18 protein-coding genes are annotated in these 17267 nt (G+C 56.5%); 12 read left to right on the forward strand and 6 right to left on the reverse strand.

The genetic code is table 11. The features are described from left to right. The first annotated feature begins 2 nt into the window (after window positions 1–2). Window positions 3–1727, forward strand: coding sequence for a tetratricopeptide repeat protein (locus tag K3757_RS03695; protein ID WP_259999507.1), 1725 nt, complete (start codon window positions 3–5; stop codon window positions 1725–1727). Next, complete coding sequence (locus K3757_RS03700; RefSeq protein WP_259999509.1) at window positions 1717–2511, forward strand: 4-(cytidine 5'-diphospho)-2-C-methyl-D-erythritol kinase; 795 nt, start codon at window positions 1717–1719, stop codon at window positions 2509–2511. Before K3757_RS03695 ends, K3757_RS03700 begins: the two co-directional genes overlap by 11 nt. Here K3757_RS03700 and K3757_RS03705 read toward each other — a convergent pair. Next, window positions 2504–3502, reverse strand: coding sequence for a polyprenyl synthetase family protein (locus K3757_RS03705; RefSeq protein WP_259999511.1), 999 nt, complete (start codon window positions 3500–3502; stop codon window positions 2504–2506). The two genes, K3757_RS03700 and K3757_RS03705, sit on opposite strands and share 8 nt — an antisense overlap. Window positions 3503–3559: 57 nt before the next feature. On the opposite strand from K3757_RS03705, the gene K3757_RS03710 reads away from it, so the two are divergent. The 3 genes from K3757_RS03710 (at window position 3560) to K3757_RS03720 (ending at window position 4786) form a co-directional block, all read left to right on the forward strand. Continuing rightward, a complete protein-coding gene (locus K3757_RS03710; RefSeq protein ID WP_259999513.1) occupies window positions 3560–3775 on the forward strand; it encodes a DUF2007 domain-containing protein in 216 nt (71 codons plus the stop codon). Next, window positions 3772–4512 (forward strand): tRNA1(Val) (adenine(37)-N6)-methyltransferase, encoded by a 741-nt coding sequence (locus tag K3757_RS03715; RefSeq protein WP_259999515.1) that lies wholly within the window; start codon window positions 3772–3774, stop codon window positions 4510–4512. The genes K3757_RS03710 and K3757_RS03715 overlap by 4 nt, the downstream gene beginning before the upstream one ends. Before the next feature lie 109 nt (window positions 4513–4621). Continuing rightward, window positions 4622–4786 carry a YdcH family protein gene (locus K3757_RS03720; protein ID WP_259999517.1) on the forward strand — a complete coding sequence of 55 codons (165 nt, stop codon included), beginning with the start codon at window positions 4622–4624 and terminating at the stop codon, window positions 4784–4786. A gap of 210 nt (window positions 4787–4996) precedes the next feature. On the opposite strand, the gene K3757_RS03725 is transcribed toward K3757_RS03720, so the two are convergent. The 4 genes from K3757_RS03725 to K3757_RS03740 form a co-directional block, all read right to left on the reverse strand. After that, on the reverse strand, window positions 4997–5935 hold the full coding sequence (locus tag K3757_RS03725) for a transcriptional regulator GcvA (RefSeq protein WP_259999518.1): 939 nt from the start codon (window positions 5933–5935) through the stop codon (window positions 4997–4999). 345 nt (window positions 5936–6280) lie between these two features. Further along, a complete protein-coding gene (phbB, locus tag K3757_RS03730; RefSeq protein WP_259999519.1) occupies window positions 6281–7003 on the reverse strand; it encodes an acetoacetyl-CoA reductase in 723 nt (240 codons plus the stop codon). Window positions 7004–7087: 84 nt separating this feature from the next. After that, window positions 7088–8263, reverse strand: a complete 1176-nt coding sequence (locus K3757_RS03735) for an acetyl-CoA C-acetyltransferase (RefSeq protein WP_259999520.1) — start codon at window positions 8261–8263, stop codon at window positions 7088–7090. 130 nt (window positions 8264–8393) lie between these two features. Beyond that, window positions 8394–9236 (reverse strand): EAL domain-containing protein, encoded by an 843-nt coding sequence (locus tag K3757_RS03740; RefSeq protein ID WP_259999522.1) that lies wholly within the window; start codon window positions 9234–9236, stop codon window positions 8394–8396. Window positions 9237–9362: 126 nt separating this feature from the next. Between K3757_RS03740 and K3757_RS03745 the strand changes: the two genes are divergently transcribed. The 7 genes from K3757_RS03745 to K3757_RS03775 all read left to right on the forward strand — a co-directional run bounded on the left by K3757_RS03745 (window position 9363) and on the right by K3757_RS03775 (window position 16238). Beyond that, on the forward strand, window positions 9363–9932 hold the full coding sequence (locus K3757_RS03745) for a DNA-3-methyladenine glycosylase I (protein WP_259999524.1): 570 nt from the start codon (window positions 9363–9365) through the stop codon (window positions 9930–9932). 225 nt (window positions 9933–10157) lie between these two features. After that, a complete protein-coding gene (locus tag K3757_RS03750) occupies window positions 10158–11069 on the forward strand; it encodes a putative rhamnosyl transferase (RefSeq protein WP_259999526.1) in 912 nt (303 codons plus the stop codon). 5 nt (window positions 11070–11074) lie between these two features. Continuing rightward, a complete protein-coding gene (locus K3757_RS03755) occupies window positions 11075–12511 on the forward strand; it encodes a glycosyltransferase (protein WP_259999528.1) in 1437 nt (478 codons plus the stop codon). A 168-nt stretch (window positions 12512–12679) separates the two neighbouring features. Further along, a complete protein-coding gene (gene rpsD / locus K3757_RS03760; protein ID WP_259999530.1) occupies window positions 12680–13300 on the forward strand; it encodes a 30S ribosomal protein S4 in 621 nt (206 codons plus the stop codon). Window positions 13301–13470: 170 nt separating this feature from the next. Further along, window positions 13471–14553: a histidinol-phosphate transaminase gene (hisC, locus tag K3757_RS03765; protein WP_259999532.1), complete on the forward strand. Its 1083-nt coding sequence runs from the start codon at window positions 13471–13473 to the stop codon at window positions 14551–14553. A gap of 3 nt (window positions 14554–14556) precedes the next feature. Then, window positions 14557–15480, forward strand: coding sequence for a prephenate/arogenate dehydrogenase family protein (locus K3757_RS03770; RefSeq protein WP_259999534.1), 924 nt, complete (start codon window positions 14557–14559; stop codon window positions 15478–15480). Next, window positions 15477–16238 (forward strand): extensin family protein, encoded by a 762-nt coding sequence (locus tag K3757_RS03775; RefSeq protein WP_259999536.1) that lies wholly within the window; start codon window positions 15477–15479, stop codon window positions 16236–16238. The genes K3757_RS03770 and K3757_RS03775 overlap by 4 nt, the downstream gene beginning before the upstream one ends. Here the strand turns inward: K3757_RS03775 and K3757_RS03780 are convergent. After that, window positions 16235–17239 (reverse strand): DUF2125 domain-containing protein, encoded by a 1005-nt coding sequence (locus tag K3757_RS03780; RefSeq protein WP_259999538.1) that lies wholly within the window; start codon window positions 17237–17239, stop codon window positions 16235–16237. The two genes, K3757_RS03775 and K3757_RS03780, sit on opposite strands and share 4 nt — an antisense overlap. Between the last annotated feature and the right edge of the window lie 28 nt (window positions 17240–17267).

The raw sequence follows: 17267 nt of genomic DNA on the forward strand, positions 1-17267 counted from the left end.
ACATGCAAAAATTTCTGACATCTGTAAGCATCGCGGCCCTTGGGCTGACGCTTTCTCTTGGGGCACCTGCGCCGCTTACGGCAGAGTCTCTGGCCGGATCCTATCTGGCGGGCCGCAGCGCTGCTGGCAGCAATGATTATGCGGTAGCGGCGCAATATTACGCCGCAGCTCTGGCGCGTGACCCTGAAAACGTAGAGCTCATGGATAGTGCCACGTTGGCCTATTTGGCCTTGGGCAACATTGAACGTGCATTGCCGCTGGCAAAAGCGATCGAAACCACCGGACAACGATCACAGGCGGCGCGGATGGTGATTACCGCAGGGTTGGTGGATGACGGCAGCTATGCCGAGCTTGCGGCGCAAGAAATCCAGACCGATGGTATTAGCCCGTGGGTGGACGGGCTGGTGAAGGCTTGGGCGTTGATCGGATCGGACGATGTGGATGCTGCCATGGCCCAGTTTGATTCCATTTCGACAGATGCGGGGATGCGCGGCATAGTCATGTACCACAAGGCGTTGGCCTATGGGACCGTTGGCAATTACGAAGCAGCCGAAGCGTTGTTCGAACAGGATGCGCCGGGTGCCGCAGCTCGGACCCGTCGCGGCGTTATTGCGCGGGTGGAAATCCTGTCCCAACTGGGGCGCAATGACGATGCTGTAAAAGCCATCACCGACGCATTCAGTGGCGCGACTGATTCCGAGCTTGATACAATTATCGACAAACTGACCGCCGGTGAGACGCTTCCATTTAGTCAGGCACCCACCGCGCGCGCCGGACTTGCGGAGGTGTTTTATACTTTCGCAGCCTTGCTTCGGGCTGAGCAAGCAAACGACTATTACACACTGCTCTATGCGCGGATCGCACGGTATTTGCGCCCCGAGCATGTGGATGCCGTGTTGCTGACAGCCGATCTGCTGGAAGCGCTAGGGCAACATCCGTTGGCCATCGCCGAGTACCGCAGCGTGGATGACAAAGATCCGGCTTTTCACGTGGCTGAATTGGGCCGTGCCGCCGCCCTGCGCCGTTTGGGGAAGGCCGATCAAGCGATCGAGGTACTTGAACAACTGACGCGCAGCCACGGTGATCTGGCAGTCGTTCATTCCACATTGGGTGACATTCTGCGCGCTCAGGATGAGGATCAGGCTGCGATAGTCGCTTACACCAAAGCCCTTGATTTGACGGGCGAGGGCGATAACCGTGCCTGGTTCTTGTACTTTTCACGCGGTATTGCCCATTCGCAAGACGGGAACGAAGAGGCCGCCGAAGATGACTTCCGCGCGGCGCTTGCCATCAATCCCGATCAGCCGCAGGTGCTGAACTATCTTGGTTATTCGCTTGTGGAGGAGCAGCGAAAACTGGACGAAGCGCTGGATATGATCGAACGCGCGGTCGCAGCCAGCCCGAACAGCGGCTACATCGTCGACAGCCTTGGGTGGGTTTACTATCGCCTTGGTCGTTATGACGAAGCGGTGGTGCAGATGGAGCGTGCGGTTGAGCTGGAGGCTGTTGATCCCGTCGTAAATGACCATTTGGGCGATGTATATTGGGCCGTAGGGCGCAAGCGCGAAGCGCAGTTCCAATGGAAACGTGCGCTTTCCTTCATCGAATTCGCGTCGAGTGATACTGAAGCCGAACCCGACCGCATTCGCCGGAAGCTTGAAGTCGGGCTTGATGCGGTTCTGCAAGAAGAAGGTGCTGACCCGTTGAAGGTCGCTCATGACAACTGAGGCGATTGCGCCGGCCAAGATCAACCTGTCGCTCCACGTCACGGGGCAACGTACTGACGGATACCATCTGTTGGACAGTTTGGTGGTCTTCGCAGATGTGGCAGATCGGCTGTGGTTCGAGGAAGGCCCGCAGATGCGGATCACTGTCACAGGGCCGTTCGCCCAAGGCGTGCCGTCGGATACCCGCAACCTGATCTGGCAGGCAGCCGAGCTGGCCGGATGGACAGGTCACATCCGCCTTGAGAAAAACTTGCCGCATGGCGCGGGTATCGGGGGAGGGTCTTCTGATGCTGCTGCAGTGTTGCGCATGTTTGGCGGGGCGGAGCGTGCTTTGGTGCTTGGCGCTGATGTGCCGGTCTGCCTCGATATGACGCCACAGCGGATGCGCGGGATTGGCGAAATGCTGGAGCCGCTGACGCCTTTGCCTGAGTTGGAAATCGTGTTGGTGAACTCCGGAACTGTTCTGCCGACTGGACCGGTTTTTGCCGGATTGCAGTCAAAGCAGAATGCCCCAATGCCTGACAACTTGCCTGATTTCGAAACGGCTGAAGAGCTTTGTCACTGGCTGCAAGCACAACGCAATGACCTGGAACCGCCTGCACGTGAAATAGCGCCGGAAATCAGCCAGGTACTTGAGGCGTTGGACGGTGCGCTTCTTGCGCGTATGTCCGGATCAGGTGCTACGTGCTTTGGACTGTATCAATCGGGCGCAGCTAAGCATGCCGCGGAAATTGTAAAGGCAAACCCAAATTGGTGGGTCGCCTCTGGCAAGGTGCTTAGGTAATGCGCGCGACCACGTAATCTGCGATATCTGTCAGCATGTCCTTGATGTCATGCTGGGGTAGGGGGGCAAGGGCTGCTTTGGCCTTTGCGGCCCATTCAAGTGCATCTGCCTGCGTTGCTGCAAGCGTACCGTGCTTGTTCAGCAGGGCCAGTGCGTGGTCCAGATCGCCTTCTTCCTGCTTGCCGCGTTCGATGGTCCGGACCCAAAAGGCGCGTTCTTCGGTATCTGCACGTGCGACGGCCTTGATAACGGGCAGCGTCAGCTTGCGTTCGCGGAAATCGTCACCGATGTTTTTGCCAGTTGCCGCACTGTCACCTTGATAATCGAGCAGGTCATCAACGATCTGGAACGCTATTCCCAGAGCATCGCCATAGTCAAACAGCGCTTTTACCGTGGCTTCAGGGGCGTCGGCAATCACGCCGCCAACTTCGGTCGCCGCGGAGAAAAGTGCAGCAGTTTTGCCGCGCACAACTTGTAGATAGACGCTCTCGTCCGTTTTGAGGTTCTGCGCCGCCGTCAGTTGCAGGACTTCGCCTTCGGCGATTGTGGCAGCGGCATTTGACAGTATTTTCATGACCCGCATCGAACCGGGTTCAGTCATCAGCTGAAAGCTGCGGGCAAACAAATAATCACCTACGAGCACCGAAGACTGGTTGTCCCACAACAGGTTCGCCGTCGGGCGTCCGCGTCTCTGCGCGCTTTCGTCCACGACATCATCGTGCAGCAACGTGGCGGTGTGAATGAATTCGACAGTGGTGGCCAGATGAATATGGTAGGGGCCCTGATAGCCGCACAGGCGTGCGGCAGCCAGCGTCAGCATTGGGCGCAGACGTTTGCCGCCTGCTTCAACCAGATGCGCCGTCACTTCAGGAATGCGTGGCGCGTGCTCTGAGGCCATACGTTCGCGAATGAGCGTACTCACGGCTGCCATGTCTCCTGCCAAAGCTTCGGCAAGACGTTCGTGGGGTTTCTGGATTGTCCCGGTGCTCATATTTTTCCCGCATCCTAGCGCTCGACAAGGGGAGGGCCCCCAGATTACATCACTACTATGAAAGAACTCCTGCGCAGCACCGATCCTACGATCATCGCCTTTGCCTCAGCCCTATTGCAAGGCGAGGATATAGACTGCTTTCAGATGGACGTAAATATGAGCATCCTCGAAGGAGGCATCGGGATATTCCCGCGCCGACTGATGGTGCGCCGTGATGATCATGACAGAGCCCTGCGGGTGATGCGCGACAACGAGATACCGTTGGGCCTGTGAGCGACGACAATCTGACATGTGACGCCTTTCTGGGCGGGTTGGTGCACCTGTGGCAGCCAACGCAGGAATACCGTGCGGGTGTGGACCCCGTTCTGCTTGCAGCCACAATACCTGCGGTTTCGGGGCAAAGCGTGTTGGAATTGGGGTGTGGCGTGGGGGCCGCTGTGTTGTGTCTGGGCGCGCGCGTTCCGGGGCTGGTGCTGACGGGGGTGGAGCGTGAGCACAGCTACGCGGCGCTTGCCGCACGTAACGGCGGGGCCGCGCTGGAAGTAGTCACCGCAGATATTTCCGCGCTGCCGTTGTCTTTGCGACAGCGACAATTTGACCACGTACTCGCCAACCCTCCGTATTGGCGCCGCGGCGCATCTGTCGCTGCCAGTGATCCTGCACGCGAAGCCGCCTTGGGGGAGCAGACTCCGCTTCAGGTCTGGATAACCACGGCGGCAAAGCGATTGGTGCCGAAGGGTCAGATGCACGTGATTCACAGGGCAGAACGTCTTCCGGATTTGCTGGCTGCTTTGCCAGCTGACATGGGCAGTATTGAGGTGTTACCGTTAGCGGCGCGCGAAGGACGTGCGGCAGAGCGGGTGATTTTACGTGCGCGCAAGTCAGGGCGTGCGGATTTCCGCCTGCATGCACCCCTCATTCTGCATCGCGGCGACCGCCATCGCGACGGTGATCAGTATACGCCAGAAGTGCGAAACGCTTTGCGCAAAGGGGCTGCGCTGGCTTTTTAAGCTCCATTAAGGAATTGTTTACCACCTCGCATGTTATGCTGCAGGGCGGCGTGACTTCGAAATGAGATCATGCTTCACTGAATTTGCACTTTTAACAACTGGAGGAAGTATGACCGTTCACGCACATCTCGAGACGTTGATGAAGAAGCACCGTGACATGAGTGAGGCTATCGAAGTCGCACAGCGTGCACCCGGAATAGATGGCCTGAAAGTGGCCGACATGAAGAAACAAAAGATGCGCCTGAAAGAAGAAATCAGCCGCTTGTCCAGTTAATCATTCACTTTAATGACTGGCTGCGCGCTGTAATCCAGCGCGCAGCCAGTTTCACCGATCACGGCTCAAAGTCGGCGTAGACCCGCACTTTGAATGCTTCGATGTGCTGCCGCGAAGAAAGTGGCATTTGGCAGTCCGATTTGTTCGGAAGCGGCAAGAGGTGATTGAGAAAGCCAATAAAATTTGATTGCCAGTAATCATGTGAATGCCTCATGAGTCGGAGGCATCCAATATGGTCAAGCTGCGGGTGATATGAGCAGTTTTTTCAATTTCTTCCAGAATCCAGTCTCGGAAGACCGCGATCTGGGGGCGGTTCTCCATACCTTTCAGGCACAAAAAACTGAACCTTGCCCCCGTGGAAAGCGCGGTGGGAAAAGGCGCGACAAGCCTTCCTTCGTCCAAATCCTTTACCACCAGCGCGCGCCTTCCTAGCACCACGCCGACACCTGCGAGGGCGGCATCGATAGCATGGTCAGCCTGTGAAAATCTTGGCCCCAAGGTTGGTGAAAAAGGTGCGCCCATTGCCGTAAACCAAGCCGCCCATCCAACCGCTGAATCCAGAAAGTTAATCGAATCGTCAAAGATGATCGGTGCGTGATGCAAACTTTCGACAGTCGGATATTTAGCAGCAAGCGCCGGAGTCATCACCGGCATGACCCATTCCTCAGCCAGTGGCAGGTCGTAAAGCTCTGGTGCCGGATTGGTGCCAAAGCGGATAGCCACATCCACGTTATCTCGCATCAGGTCCATCCGATTAAGTGAGGCGGCAAATCGTAGCTCGACCTCGGGATGAGCTTGGGCAAACTCGTATAAGCGCGGAGCCAGCCATTTTGCAGTGAAAGCGGGGCCTGCGGTGACGGTAAGCGTTTGCGTGTCCTGTGTACGCTGCGCTGCCCTCCATGCTGTAGCAAGAGTTTGAAAACCTTCAGCGGCCCCTAGCGATAGGGCGGTTCCGGCCTCCGTCAACTCGACCGCGCGGTTCAGTCGTCGGAAAAGCGGAGCACCAAGATGTTCTTCAAGAGACTTTATCTGAAATGACAATGCGGCTGGCGTGACGTTCAGCTCAGCTGCTGCTTTCGCAAAAGACATATGCCGTGCGGCGGCATCAAAGGCACGCAGCGCGGTAAGGGGAGGCAGGCGATTAGACATGCCTCAGTTAAGTATAACTTAACTGAGGCATTGGAAAGTCTCGTTTGTCAGTTGTGTTGGCGGGCCTCATATTGAGTTCAAGAAAGATGCATTGGTCCAACGCGGATCACAGACAGGAGACGAGATATGTTTGAAGCCACAACAAACCCCGCTGCGCGCAACGCAATGTTCAACGCTCATGCTGCACGCGGCCGCATGATGGCAGATTTTTTTGCATGGCTTCGCAGCCCACTGCGTCGCTAAGGATTTTCCGCTGGTGGCGTGCACGCTGACTTACGGAATAAGACGGGGCCGGTGGATCACTCCTCCGGCCCCGCATTTTTTGCTCCGTCACAGAACTTGCCGTTAGACGAAGAACTGCCCGCCATTTGCGGAAATCGTTGACCCGTTGATAAAGCCCGCATCGTCCGACACAAGGAAGGACACGGCGCGTGCGATTTCTTCGGGCTCGCCAAGGCGACCGGTCGGGATTTGCGCGACGATGCTGTCGCGCACCTTCTCGGGAACAGCCATAACCATTTCGGTCGCGATGTAGCCCGGGCAGATCGCGTTCGCTGTGATGTTAGCGCGCGCACCTTCCTGAGCGAGCGATTTTACAATGCCCAGATCGCCGGCTTTGGTCGCTGCATAGTTTACCTGAGCGAACTGACCCTTCTGACCGTTAATCGAAGAGATCACTACAATGCGGCCAAACTTGCGCTCGCGCATGCCGGGCCAGATCGGGTGGATGGTGTTAAACACGCCGGTAAGGTTCGTGTCGATCACTTCATGCCACTGTTCTGGTGTCATCTTGTGGAAGGGCGCATCACGCGTGATGCCTGCGTTGGCGACGACGACCTCAATCGGGCCCAGTTCCGCTTCGACCTTCGCAATGCCGTCTTTTGAGCTTTCGTAGTCAGCCACGTTCCATTTATAGGTTTTAATACCTGTTTCGGCGGTGAATGCTGCTGCTGCCTCATCGTTGCCTGCATATGTGGCGGCAACGGTATAGCCTTTTGATTTCAGCTCTTTGGAAATGGCAGCGCCGATCCCGCGGCTGCCTCCTGTTACTAGTGCGACACGCGACATTGTGATTCTCCCGATGAAATCCGTGTGGTAATGTTGTTGCTTCGGTTTGTGGTGGCGCGCAATAAAATTGCGCGCCGGATCGTTTTAGGGCCGTTCGAGGCACATAGCAACACCCATACCGCCACCAATGCACAGTGTGGCGAGACCTTTTTTGGCGCCGCGGCGCTTCATCTCGAACAGGAGGGTGTTCAGGATGCGGGCACCGGATGCGCCGATGGGGTGACCAATTGCGATCGCGCCGCCGTTGACGTTCACAATCGCCGGATCCCAGCCCATGTCCTTGTTGACCGCACATGCCTGTGCCGCGAATGCTTCATTAGCTTCGACCAGATCCAGATCTTCCGGTTTCCAGCCTGCTTTCTCAAGCGCCTTGCGGGATGCATAGATGGGGCCTGCGCCCATGATCGACGGGTCGAGGCCAACCGTAGCGTAGGACGCGATACGTGCGAGTGGTTCAATGCCGCGCTTTTCTGCGTTGTCCGCGCTCATTAGCAGCGCGCCTGCGGCACCGTCATTCAGGCCAGACGCGTTGGCGGCGGTTACGGAACCATCCTTGGTGAAAGCGGGGCGCAGTTTTGCCATGGCATCCATGGTGGCGCCGTGGCGGATATATTCGTCGGCGTCTACAATGGTATCCCCTTTGCGGCCCGGGACCGTGTAGGCGAAAATCTCATCCTTGAAGCGGCCGTCTTTTTGGGCGGCTTCAGCCTTGTTCTGCGAGGCGACGGCGAATTCGTCCTGCTGGTCGCGGGTGATCTGCCATTTCGCTGCGACGTTTTCAGCTGTCTGGCCCATGTGGTAGCCGTTGAAGGCATCCCACAGCCCGTCTTTGATCATTGTGTCGATGAACTTCATGTCGCCCATCTTTTGACCCGCGCGAATGGCTTGGGCATGGGGTGACATTGTCATGTTCTCTTGGCCGCCTGCGGCAACGATATCGGCATCGCCCAGCTGGATATGCTGTGCAGCCAGCGCCACGGCGCGCAGGCCGGAGCCGCAAACCTGATTGATCGACCACGCGGCGGATTCGATTGGTAGGCCGGCATTAACATGGGCCTGACGCGCAGGGTTCTGGCCTTGGGCAGCTGTCAGAACTTGTCCGAGGATTGTCTCCGAGACTTCGGCGGCATCAATGCCAGCGCGTGCGACAATTTCCTTTAGCATTGCTGCGCCCAGATCGTGCGCAGGAGTGTTGGCAAAAGAGCCCATAAAGCTGCCAACTGCTGTACGGGCAGCCGAGGCGATAACGACGTTTGTCATGGAATGCGGTCCTCTCAATATGACGCTGGTAAAGGAGCGGTGGCGATAGGTTGCGATGCCTTGCCTTTACCTTGTGCCTTTGGATACCGCACAGGACCCCGCGCGGCAAGAAGTCTGCCGCGTATCCGTGTCAGGCGCTTTCGCGCGACCCTTCTTTGCGTGTCCAGTCGGGGCGGGTTGTGGGGGCTGCGAAGTAGTACCCCTGAAGGCAATCAATGCCGATTTGGACAGCCAGCGCTGCATCGGCTTCTGTTTCCACGGATTCCGCAACGGTGACCATTTCGAATTCATGCGCAATGCCCATCAAAGCGCGGGTAAGTGCCTGATTGTCAGGGCTCTGTGCGATGCCGCGAATGAACTGGCCGTCAATTTTTACGATGTCAAAATCGAAGTCCCTGAAGTAACGGATCGTCATTTTTCCCGCTCCAAAACGATCCATCGCAAAGCAGATACCCTTGGACTGCAAGCGATGCATGAAATCGATCACCAATTCTGGCACCATCATTGCCGAGCTTTCCGTGATTTCAAGAATTAGCCGTTCTCCCAATCCCGGAGACTCATTGATGAAGCGGTTCAGGCAATTCATCCAGGGCCTGAAACCGATAGACCGGGCCGACATGTTGATCGACAGACGCAGCCCCGGATTTTTCTGGAGCGTGGTGAGGCCGTGGCGCAAGGCCAGTACATCAATTTCGCGGCCGGTTTCTGTGTCTTCAATCTTGTCCATAAAGGCGCCGGCTGGAATCACCCTGCCTGTGGCGTCCAGCACCCTGATCAAGCCCTCGTAAAATCCGACCTGCGCTTGCGCACTGCTGCGCATCACCGGCTGGAAGGCCAGCAGAGTTTGATTATGTGCAATGGCCTCTTTCACCATCTCGAGAGTACCTTGGGCCTGTTGCACCATCGCGAAGTCCAGCGGGCTTTCGCCGCCAGGCGGGATGTCAGCCATTTTGCGTTTGTGAATGCCTTTCACGGGGAAGGTCCTTTGCTGCAGGCCGGCGCAAGCCCGGCGGGTAGGTGGACATTGCACCCGCCCCGCTAATAAGGTGTTAAACGGTCAATTTTGCACCAAATGTATCCAATACGGGGGCGACCAGACATGACACGCTGCGCATGGGCAGGACCCGAACAGATATACATCGACTATCACGATACAGAATGGGGCGTTCCGGAATATGACAGTCGCGCATTGTGGGAAAAGCTTATCCTTGACGGCTTTCAGGCTGGTTTAAGCTGGATCACAATTCTTAAAAAGAGAGACGCTTTTCGAGAGGCTTTCGAAGGTTTCGACCCGCACGTGATTGCAAAGTGGGGAGACGCGGATGTGCAGCGCCTTCTGGGCAATGCTGGCATCATTCGGCATCGAGGCAAAATCGAAGCTGCCATCACCAACGCGCAGGCATGGCAGCGCATAGAAGCGGAACAGGGCTTTGCCAATTTCATGTGGAGGTATGTCGGCGGCGTGCCTTTGCAGAATCAATTTTCTGTTCAGGCGGAAGTGCCGCCAAAAACATCTCTGTCCGAACAGGTTTCAAAAGACCTCAAAAAGGCCGGATTCAAATTTTGCGGTCCGACAATCGTTTACGCATGGATGGAAGCATGCGGGCTGGTCAACGATCATATAACCGGATGCCCGCGCCATGCTGCGGTGACTAAACTGGCGCGCTGATCCCAGAGAATAGGTGCCAATTGGAAACAGCGAAACCCGCCGATAGGCTGTTCTATAGTCACCCGATATAGTCACGGATAGATGGCTGGCGCGAGCAGGTGCACAGTAAGTTGTAGGTGCTGACGCGCATACCGCATCGCACCCTTAGCGGCTGGACATCGATGAAACCGCGCGTGACTATATAAGTGTGCGCAAAACAGGCGGTGTTCAGAGGAGAATGTTACAGTGAGCTATCTACTTGAGCCGGCCATCGGCATTTGCCGGTTTTCGTTTTGCGGCAAAGGCGACTGGCGGCTTTCGCGCGCGGCCAAGACGCCCGAGCAGATTAAGAAGATGCGCAACGAAAACGCGATGAGCCTTTATACCCCAGCGCGTATGGCGTTGCGGTTTTACCTGTTCGAGAACTTTCTGCTGCCGTCGCTCCGGGGGCAGTCTGACAGTAACTTTGTCTGTTTAATCCTAACCTCCGATATCATGCCGCAGGTTTATCTGGACCGGCTCCGCGCAATTTGTGCCCAAGACGCCCATCTTGAGCTTTTGGTCTCTTCCGAGGTGACGGTCCATGAGGCGATTTGGCCAAGGCTGTCAGAACTGAATGCCCAAGCGGGTCATCCGCTGGTGCAGTTTCGCATTGACGACGATGATTGTTTGTCACGCGATTATGTGCAGGAATTGCGGATGTTTATGACCCGCCTCGGTGACAGGCTGCCAATCAGCTATTCACGCTCAAACGGGCTGGTCATTACCAATTATGCAGATGACGCCGACATGGTGATCTATAAGGCCAATCTGCCCTTCAACAGCATGGGCACGGCCATTCGCGTGCACGGCGAGCGAACGATTTTTTCCTTTGGCCATAACGCGCTTCACAAACGCTTTCCTGCGATCGTGGATAATTCCGGCATGGGCTATATCTCGATCAAGATCGACGGCCACGACTCTGAGCCGATCAGCATGGCGATGCCCCACATCCGCAATAGCCATGTTCCTGCAAGCAGTGAAGAAACAGAGGTAATCTTGTCTAAATGGTTTCCGTTCCTGAGTGACGGTACGCGCGCGCGATATGATGTTCTGGTCGAACAGATAAATCATGCAGCGCATCTGTCAGGTAGCGGCCAAGCAATTGCCGCTTCCTGATCGGTATGACGCAGGTCATTAGCATATTTGAACGTATCGGCCTTGGTGGTGGTGGCAAGGTAAAGGCGGTCTACCATCGCCTCAACGCCTTGGCCGAAATGGAGGAGTTTGACCCCGTTCTGTTGGACCTCGACCATAGTCCACGACAAAAGCTCAACTTCGCCGAGCTGCAATCGAATGGTACGCTGGTACCCCGCGTGCGTCTGTTGACCTTGCCGCAGGCTTGCTACGACGCAGCTCTGGCCGCGGGCACTGCTCCCTTTTCGGACTTTCCTGAACCAGATGAGATTGAGGTGAAGCCAAGCAAAACAGTTTACTATCGTGACGGTGTCGCTGTGATGGTGGATAAATCCAAACAAACGGCGATTGGCAGTGTTACGAAACGTACCGTTGAACATCCTTTGGGTGCCATGCTTTACACATTGATTGATGGTGCCGTTCACCAAATGGTGCAGCGTAAGTTGGACGGGACAGTTGAGACGACGGATTTTGTGAACGCTATTCCTATACGCTGGCTCAAAACCAGAGATCGCAAATTCGAGATCGGGAAAAACCTGATTACAGGCCAATTTTGTCGTACGTCGCGCGTATTCGTGCGTAACCTGTTTGAAATGGCTGACTTTCAGGACGCAGTGATGTTTTTCGATGGTGTGACGTCCGCGTATCTATCGCCTGCAACGCAAGCAAAGCGTGCGTTATTCCTGCATGCCGATCACCGGGGGCCCGAAGGCGGTATCGTGCCACGGTCGAAATTCCTGATCGAGAACTTTCAGGGAGAAGCAATCGTTACGTCGACCAACGTACATAAGGCGCAGATCGAGGAGGATGTTATCCCATCAGCGGATGTGCATGTCGTGCCGCATGTTTGCGAAACGGACCGTGCGGACGGCGGTGCGCGTGAACATCTCGTGACGGTGTCGCGGTTGGAGCTGGTGGGCAAGCCGATTGATGAATGCATTTCGGCATTCTGCCAGATCAAAGATGAGTTCCCGCAGGTTGATTATCTTATCTACGGTCTTGGTGCTGGGCAGCAGAAGCTTGAAGCACAGATCACGGCATTGGGCTGTGGCGACAGGGTTAAGTTGGCAGGTTATACTGATAACCCCCTAGACGTGTTTCAGAATGCGATTGCTTCGGTGTATCCGACCACGACCGAAGGTTTTGGCCTTTCTATCCTTGAGGCGCTGTCCAAAGGTTGTCCGGTGCTGACCTATGACGTGAATTATGGTCCGCGGGAAATGGTCAAACCGGGCGTTAACGGAGAGCTTGTCGCGCGAGGTGACATACCGCAGATTGCGGATGCCATGCGCAGGATCTTGCGGCAACCCGCGCAGTACCAGCAGGGCACAACCGTTGGGCTTGAGCGCTATTCGCGGCAGGCTTATCTGGATAACTACCGCACTCTTGTGACGGGTTTGGCGCAAAAGCGCCGCACTGACTGAGTTAAAGAAGACGCGTTGCTTCCGGTTGCGCATTGACTCCCCTTCGTTCCTCCGTATAAGCGCGACTTCGTTGGTGTTGGTGGATCCTGCAAAGGAAACCCTGTCGGAGTGCAAACTCAAAGGACAACGCCCTTTACCGCCCATTCGGGCCTTATAAGGAGAACAGCCGTGACTAAACGCACCGCTGCCAAGCACAAAATTGACCGCCGTATGGGCGAAAACATCTGGGGCCGTCCAAAGTCACCAGTAAACCGTCGTGAATATGGCCCCGGCCAGCATGGTCAGCGCCGTAAGGGCAAGATTTCCGATTTCGGTATCCAGCTGCGCGCCAAGCAGAAGCTTAAAGGCTACTACGGCGACCTGACCGAAAAGCAGTTCCGTCGCATCTATGGCGAAGCCGAGCGTGTAAAAGGCGATACAGGTGAAAACCTGATCGGTCTGCTGGAGCGTCGCCTTGACGCGGTTATCTACCGCGCCAAGTTCGTTGCAACAGTCTTTGCTGCACGCCAGTTTGTGAACCACCGCCACGTGCGCGTGAACGGCAAGCTCGTGAACATCCCTTCCTACCGTGTAAAAGAGGGCGACGTGATCGAAGTGCGTGACCGTTCCAAGCAGATGGTTGCACTGATCGAAGCCACACAGCTGGCCGAGCGCGATGTGCCAGACTACATCGATGCGGATCACTCCAAAATGACAGCGACATTCGTGCGCACACCTACGCTGGGCGATGTTCCTTACCCTGTCGTAATGGAACCAAACCTCGTCGTGGAATTCTACGCGAAGAACTAATCTTCGCCACCACAGGTTACGAAATTTTAAGCGCCCTGCCGGATTTCCGGCGGGGCGCTTTCTTTTGCTGGTGGTCATGATGGAGCGGCAGAATCGCGCGGGTGCAAATCGCGTCTGGTTGCCGGAGGGCTGAACGGTTAAAAGGGCCGCAACAATTAAAGAGTCCTGTTATGACACAAATGATCACGCCCCAACCCGGCATCATGGATATCTCTCTCTATCAGGGGGGGGCATCGCATGTGGCGGGGCAGGATAACGCGCTCAAGCTCAGCTCGAACGAAAACCCTTTTGGTCCGTCTCCTGCCGCGCTGAAGGCATACGAACGTGCAGGGCGCGAGCTGCACCGTTATCCAAGCTCTGACCATGCCGAGCTGCGTGCGGCCATCGGAGAGGTCTATGCGATAGATCCTGCGCGGATCATTTGCGGTGCCGGATCGGACGAGATCATTACGTTTCTGTGTCAGGCTTATGCAGGGCCGGACACCGAAGTTATTCACACAGAACATGGTTTCGCCATGTACCGGATTTCGGCGCTGGCCGCAGGTGCGACACCTGTTGAGGTGAAGGAGCATGAGCGGGTCACGGACGTCGATGCGATTTTGGCGGCCTGCACAGAAAAAACGCGACTGGTCTTTCTTGCCAACCCCAACAACCCGACAGGCACGATGATCGGGCAGGGCGATATTATGCGCTTGGCCGACAACCTGCCTGCGCAAGCGCTGTTGGTGCTGGACGGTGCGTATGCCGAATATGTTGAAGGCTACGATGGCGGCGCCGCACTGGTTGATGCGCGGCAGAATGTGGTGATGACGCGGACTTTCTCCAAGATCTACGGGTTGGGTGGTTTGCGCGTTGGCTGGGGATATGGTCCCGCTCACGTTATTGACGTGCTAAGCCGTGTACGTGGTCCTTTCAACGTCAGCAACTCGGCCCTCGCGGCGGCTGAGGCGGCTGTACGTGATGTGGCCTATGTGGATCACTGCCGCGCTGAAAATGCGCGTTGGCGTGTCTGGATGGCGGATGCCTTGGCCGAGATCGGCGTGCCGTCCGACGTGTCGATGGCGAATTTCATCCTTGCGCGGTTTGCCTCACAAAGCGAAGCCGAAGCGTGCGACCTGCATTTGCAATCTCAGGGGCTTATTGTGCGCCGTGTTGGGGGGTATAACCTGCCTGCCTGTCTACGCATCACGGTAGGTGATGAAAGTGGATGCCGCCGCGTGGTCCATGCTGTGCGTCAATTCAAGGAAGCCTGACCAATGCCACAAATGTATGACCGCGTGGCCTTGGTTGGCCTTGGGCTAATTGCGTCGTCCATGTTCTGGGCAATGAAACGGGCTGGATTGGCGAAAGAAGTCACCGGCTTTGCCCGCTCTGCCGAGACACGTGAAGTTGCGCGTGAAATCGGGCTGTGTGATGTGGTCTACGACGATATCCATGACGCGGTGCGCGACGCCGATCTGGTTGTGCTTTGCGTGCCAGTGGGTGTCATGGGCAAGGTTATGGAGCAGATCGCAGGTAGCCTTAAACCCGGTGCAACCGTCACTGACGTGGGTTCGGTTAAAGGGGACGTGATTAATAACGTGATGCCCCATCTGCCTGACGGCGTGCATTTTATTGCAGGTCACCCGTTGGCAGGGACCGAACATTCCGGTCCGCGTTCAGGTTTTGCAGAGCTGTTTGATAACCGTTGGTGCCTATTGGTCCCGCCCGAAGGCAGTGACCCAGAGGCCATCGCACGCTTGCGCAGCTTTTGGGAAGGGCTGGGCGCCAACGTCGAGGAAATGGACGCCGATCATCATGATCTGGTTCTGGCTGTCACGTCCCATGCGCCACACCTGATCGCTTACACGATGGTTGGCGTAGCAGATGATCTGCGCCGTGTGACCGATGGCGAAGTGATCAAATATTCAGCGGCTGGTTTCCGGGATTTCACCCGTATTGCCGCTTCGGATCCCACCATGTGGCGCGATGTGTTCTTAACCAATAAAGAGGCTACGCTTGAAATTCTGGGCCGGTTCACTGAAGAGCTTTTTGCGCTCCAGCGTGCGATCCGGCAGGGCGATGGTGATCACCTGTTCGACTATTTCACCCGCACACGCGCCATCCGGCGCGGGATCATCGAAGCTGGCCAAGACACGGACGCGCCCGATTTTGGTCGAAGCCCCGGCCGCAAAACATGAACAGGCTTGCGGTCTTGCTGTGTGTGATGGCGACGGTGTCTTGTGCGGGGCCGGATAGTTCGGCACGGCCCGAAGCGCGCCCGCAAAGTGCCGCAAGCAACTTCTCCGCTGATGACACGATTGACCGCTCAGCCCAAGAGAATAAGCAGGGCGGCTTTTTTAAATCCTTGCGCCCTGTGTTCCGCTCACCCAAGGCAGCGCAAGAACTGCGGCGCAAGCAAAAGGCGCTGGCTGCAGGGGCGGTCTGTGGCGATCCGGCCATTCAAGGCGCGGCAGTCGGGCGCGTGCCTGGCCGAGTTTCAGGCTGTGGTTTGGACGACGCAGTAAGCGTTTCGTCAATATCTGGTGTGCGGTTGAGCATGAAATCCACGATGGACTGCGGCACAGCTCGCGCGCTAAAGACATGGGTAGATGGCAGCGCCATACCTGCGCTTTCAGGCAAAGGCGGCGGTCTGCGTGAAATCACAGTCGCTGCGCACTATGCCTGCCGTCGACGCAACAACTCTAAAACCGGTAAGATATCCGAACATGGCAAGGGCCGCGCGATCGACATATCGGGTTTCCGTTTGGCCAACGGAAGCGAGATTACAGTGTTGCGCAACTGGACCTCGGGTAGTAGCGGCAAAGCGCTCCGTCGCATGCACGCCGAAGCGTGCGGACCATTCGGCACGGTGCTTGGGCCAAAGGCAAACCGGTTTCACCTTGATCACTTCCACTTTGACACGGCGCGCTACCGGTCGGGAAGTTACTGCCGTTAACGAAGTATGAGGCGGGGTGCTGTGCCCAACGAGATGAACCCCATACGCATCCGGCCTTGATCAATCGTAATTTCCATATCCAGACTGTCACGGCTGCCCGAAAGACCCGACAGTAGCGTCAGACCGCTTTCGATCTGTGGCCGGATTCGCGCGGATAGCGCACCGCTTGTGCTGGCAAGATCAAGCATCTGGCGCCAATTCTTCGCTTTTAATTTAAGAGTGCCAGAGGCAATGCCACCTGCGGCTACTTGTAAGTCTGCGGTGAGAGATACGTTCAGATCAGCCCAGATGATATCAACTTGATCGACCTTGATTGCAGTTGGTTGTGGCCTGCTATCTTCCAGTGCGCTGCGATCCCACGGGCGATCAAAACTGACAGTCATATTGGCAACAAGTGTATCAAATCGCTCTGGCCAGCTATCTGGCAGGCGCAGGGCGTCACGCATCAACATGCCCGGCGTAAAACCGACGGCATCAAGATCAATGTCATACGTCTGAATATCTGCTGTTTGCTGAACGTCGGCGCGCAATGTGTCAATGCGCAGCATATCAGCGGAATCGAGTGTAATTGCGACTGCGCTGCTCGACCCGTGTAGGGAATCAAGCTGCAAGGCAGGGCCCGGCTGCAACCGAAGTGCGGCAACAGTCCCTTGTGAGTCGAAAGTCAGCTCAGCCTGCGGAGTTGATAAGGTTGCAGGCACATCGCCTAACCGCAAAGTCGCGTGGCCGGGCCAGTAGATGGGCGTTGAGAGCGTGAGCAGAGGCACGTGAAGGGCGGCTTGGGTTTCGGGATCGTCCAGAGTGACGTCTGACATGACCATTGCTATCCGCAGGGGAAAACCCGCCCGTGACATATCACCTGTTTGCGCCTGCCAACCTTCGGTGCGGCGCGCATCGAACCAAGCGTTCAGGCTGGTTTGCATGCCCGAGGTCGCGATGTACCACCAACCGCTCCATATTACAGCGATAGGGATAAGGATTTTTGCTGCTCTGCGTAACATGGGACATGCCCCCTTTTCATCGACGCCT

It is taken from the genome of Sulfitobacter sp. S223 (genome assembly GCF_025143825.1).
Taxonomy (GTDB): Bacteria; Pseudomonadota; Alphaproteobacteria; order Rhodobacterales; family Rhodobacteraceae; genus Sulfitobacter.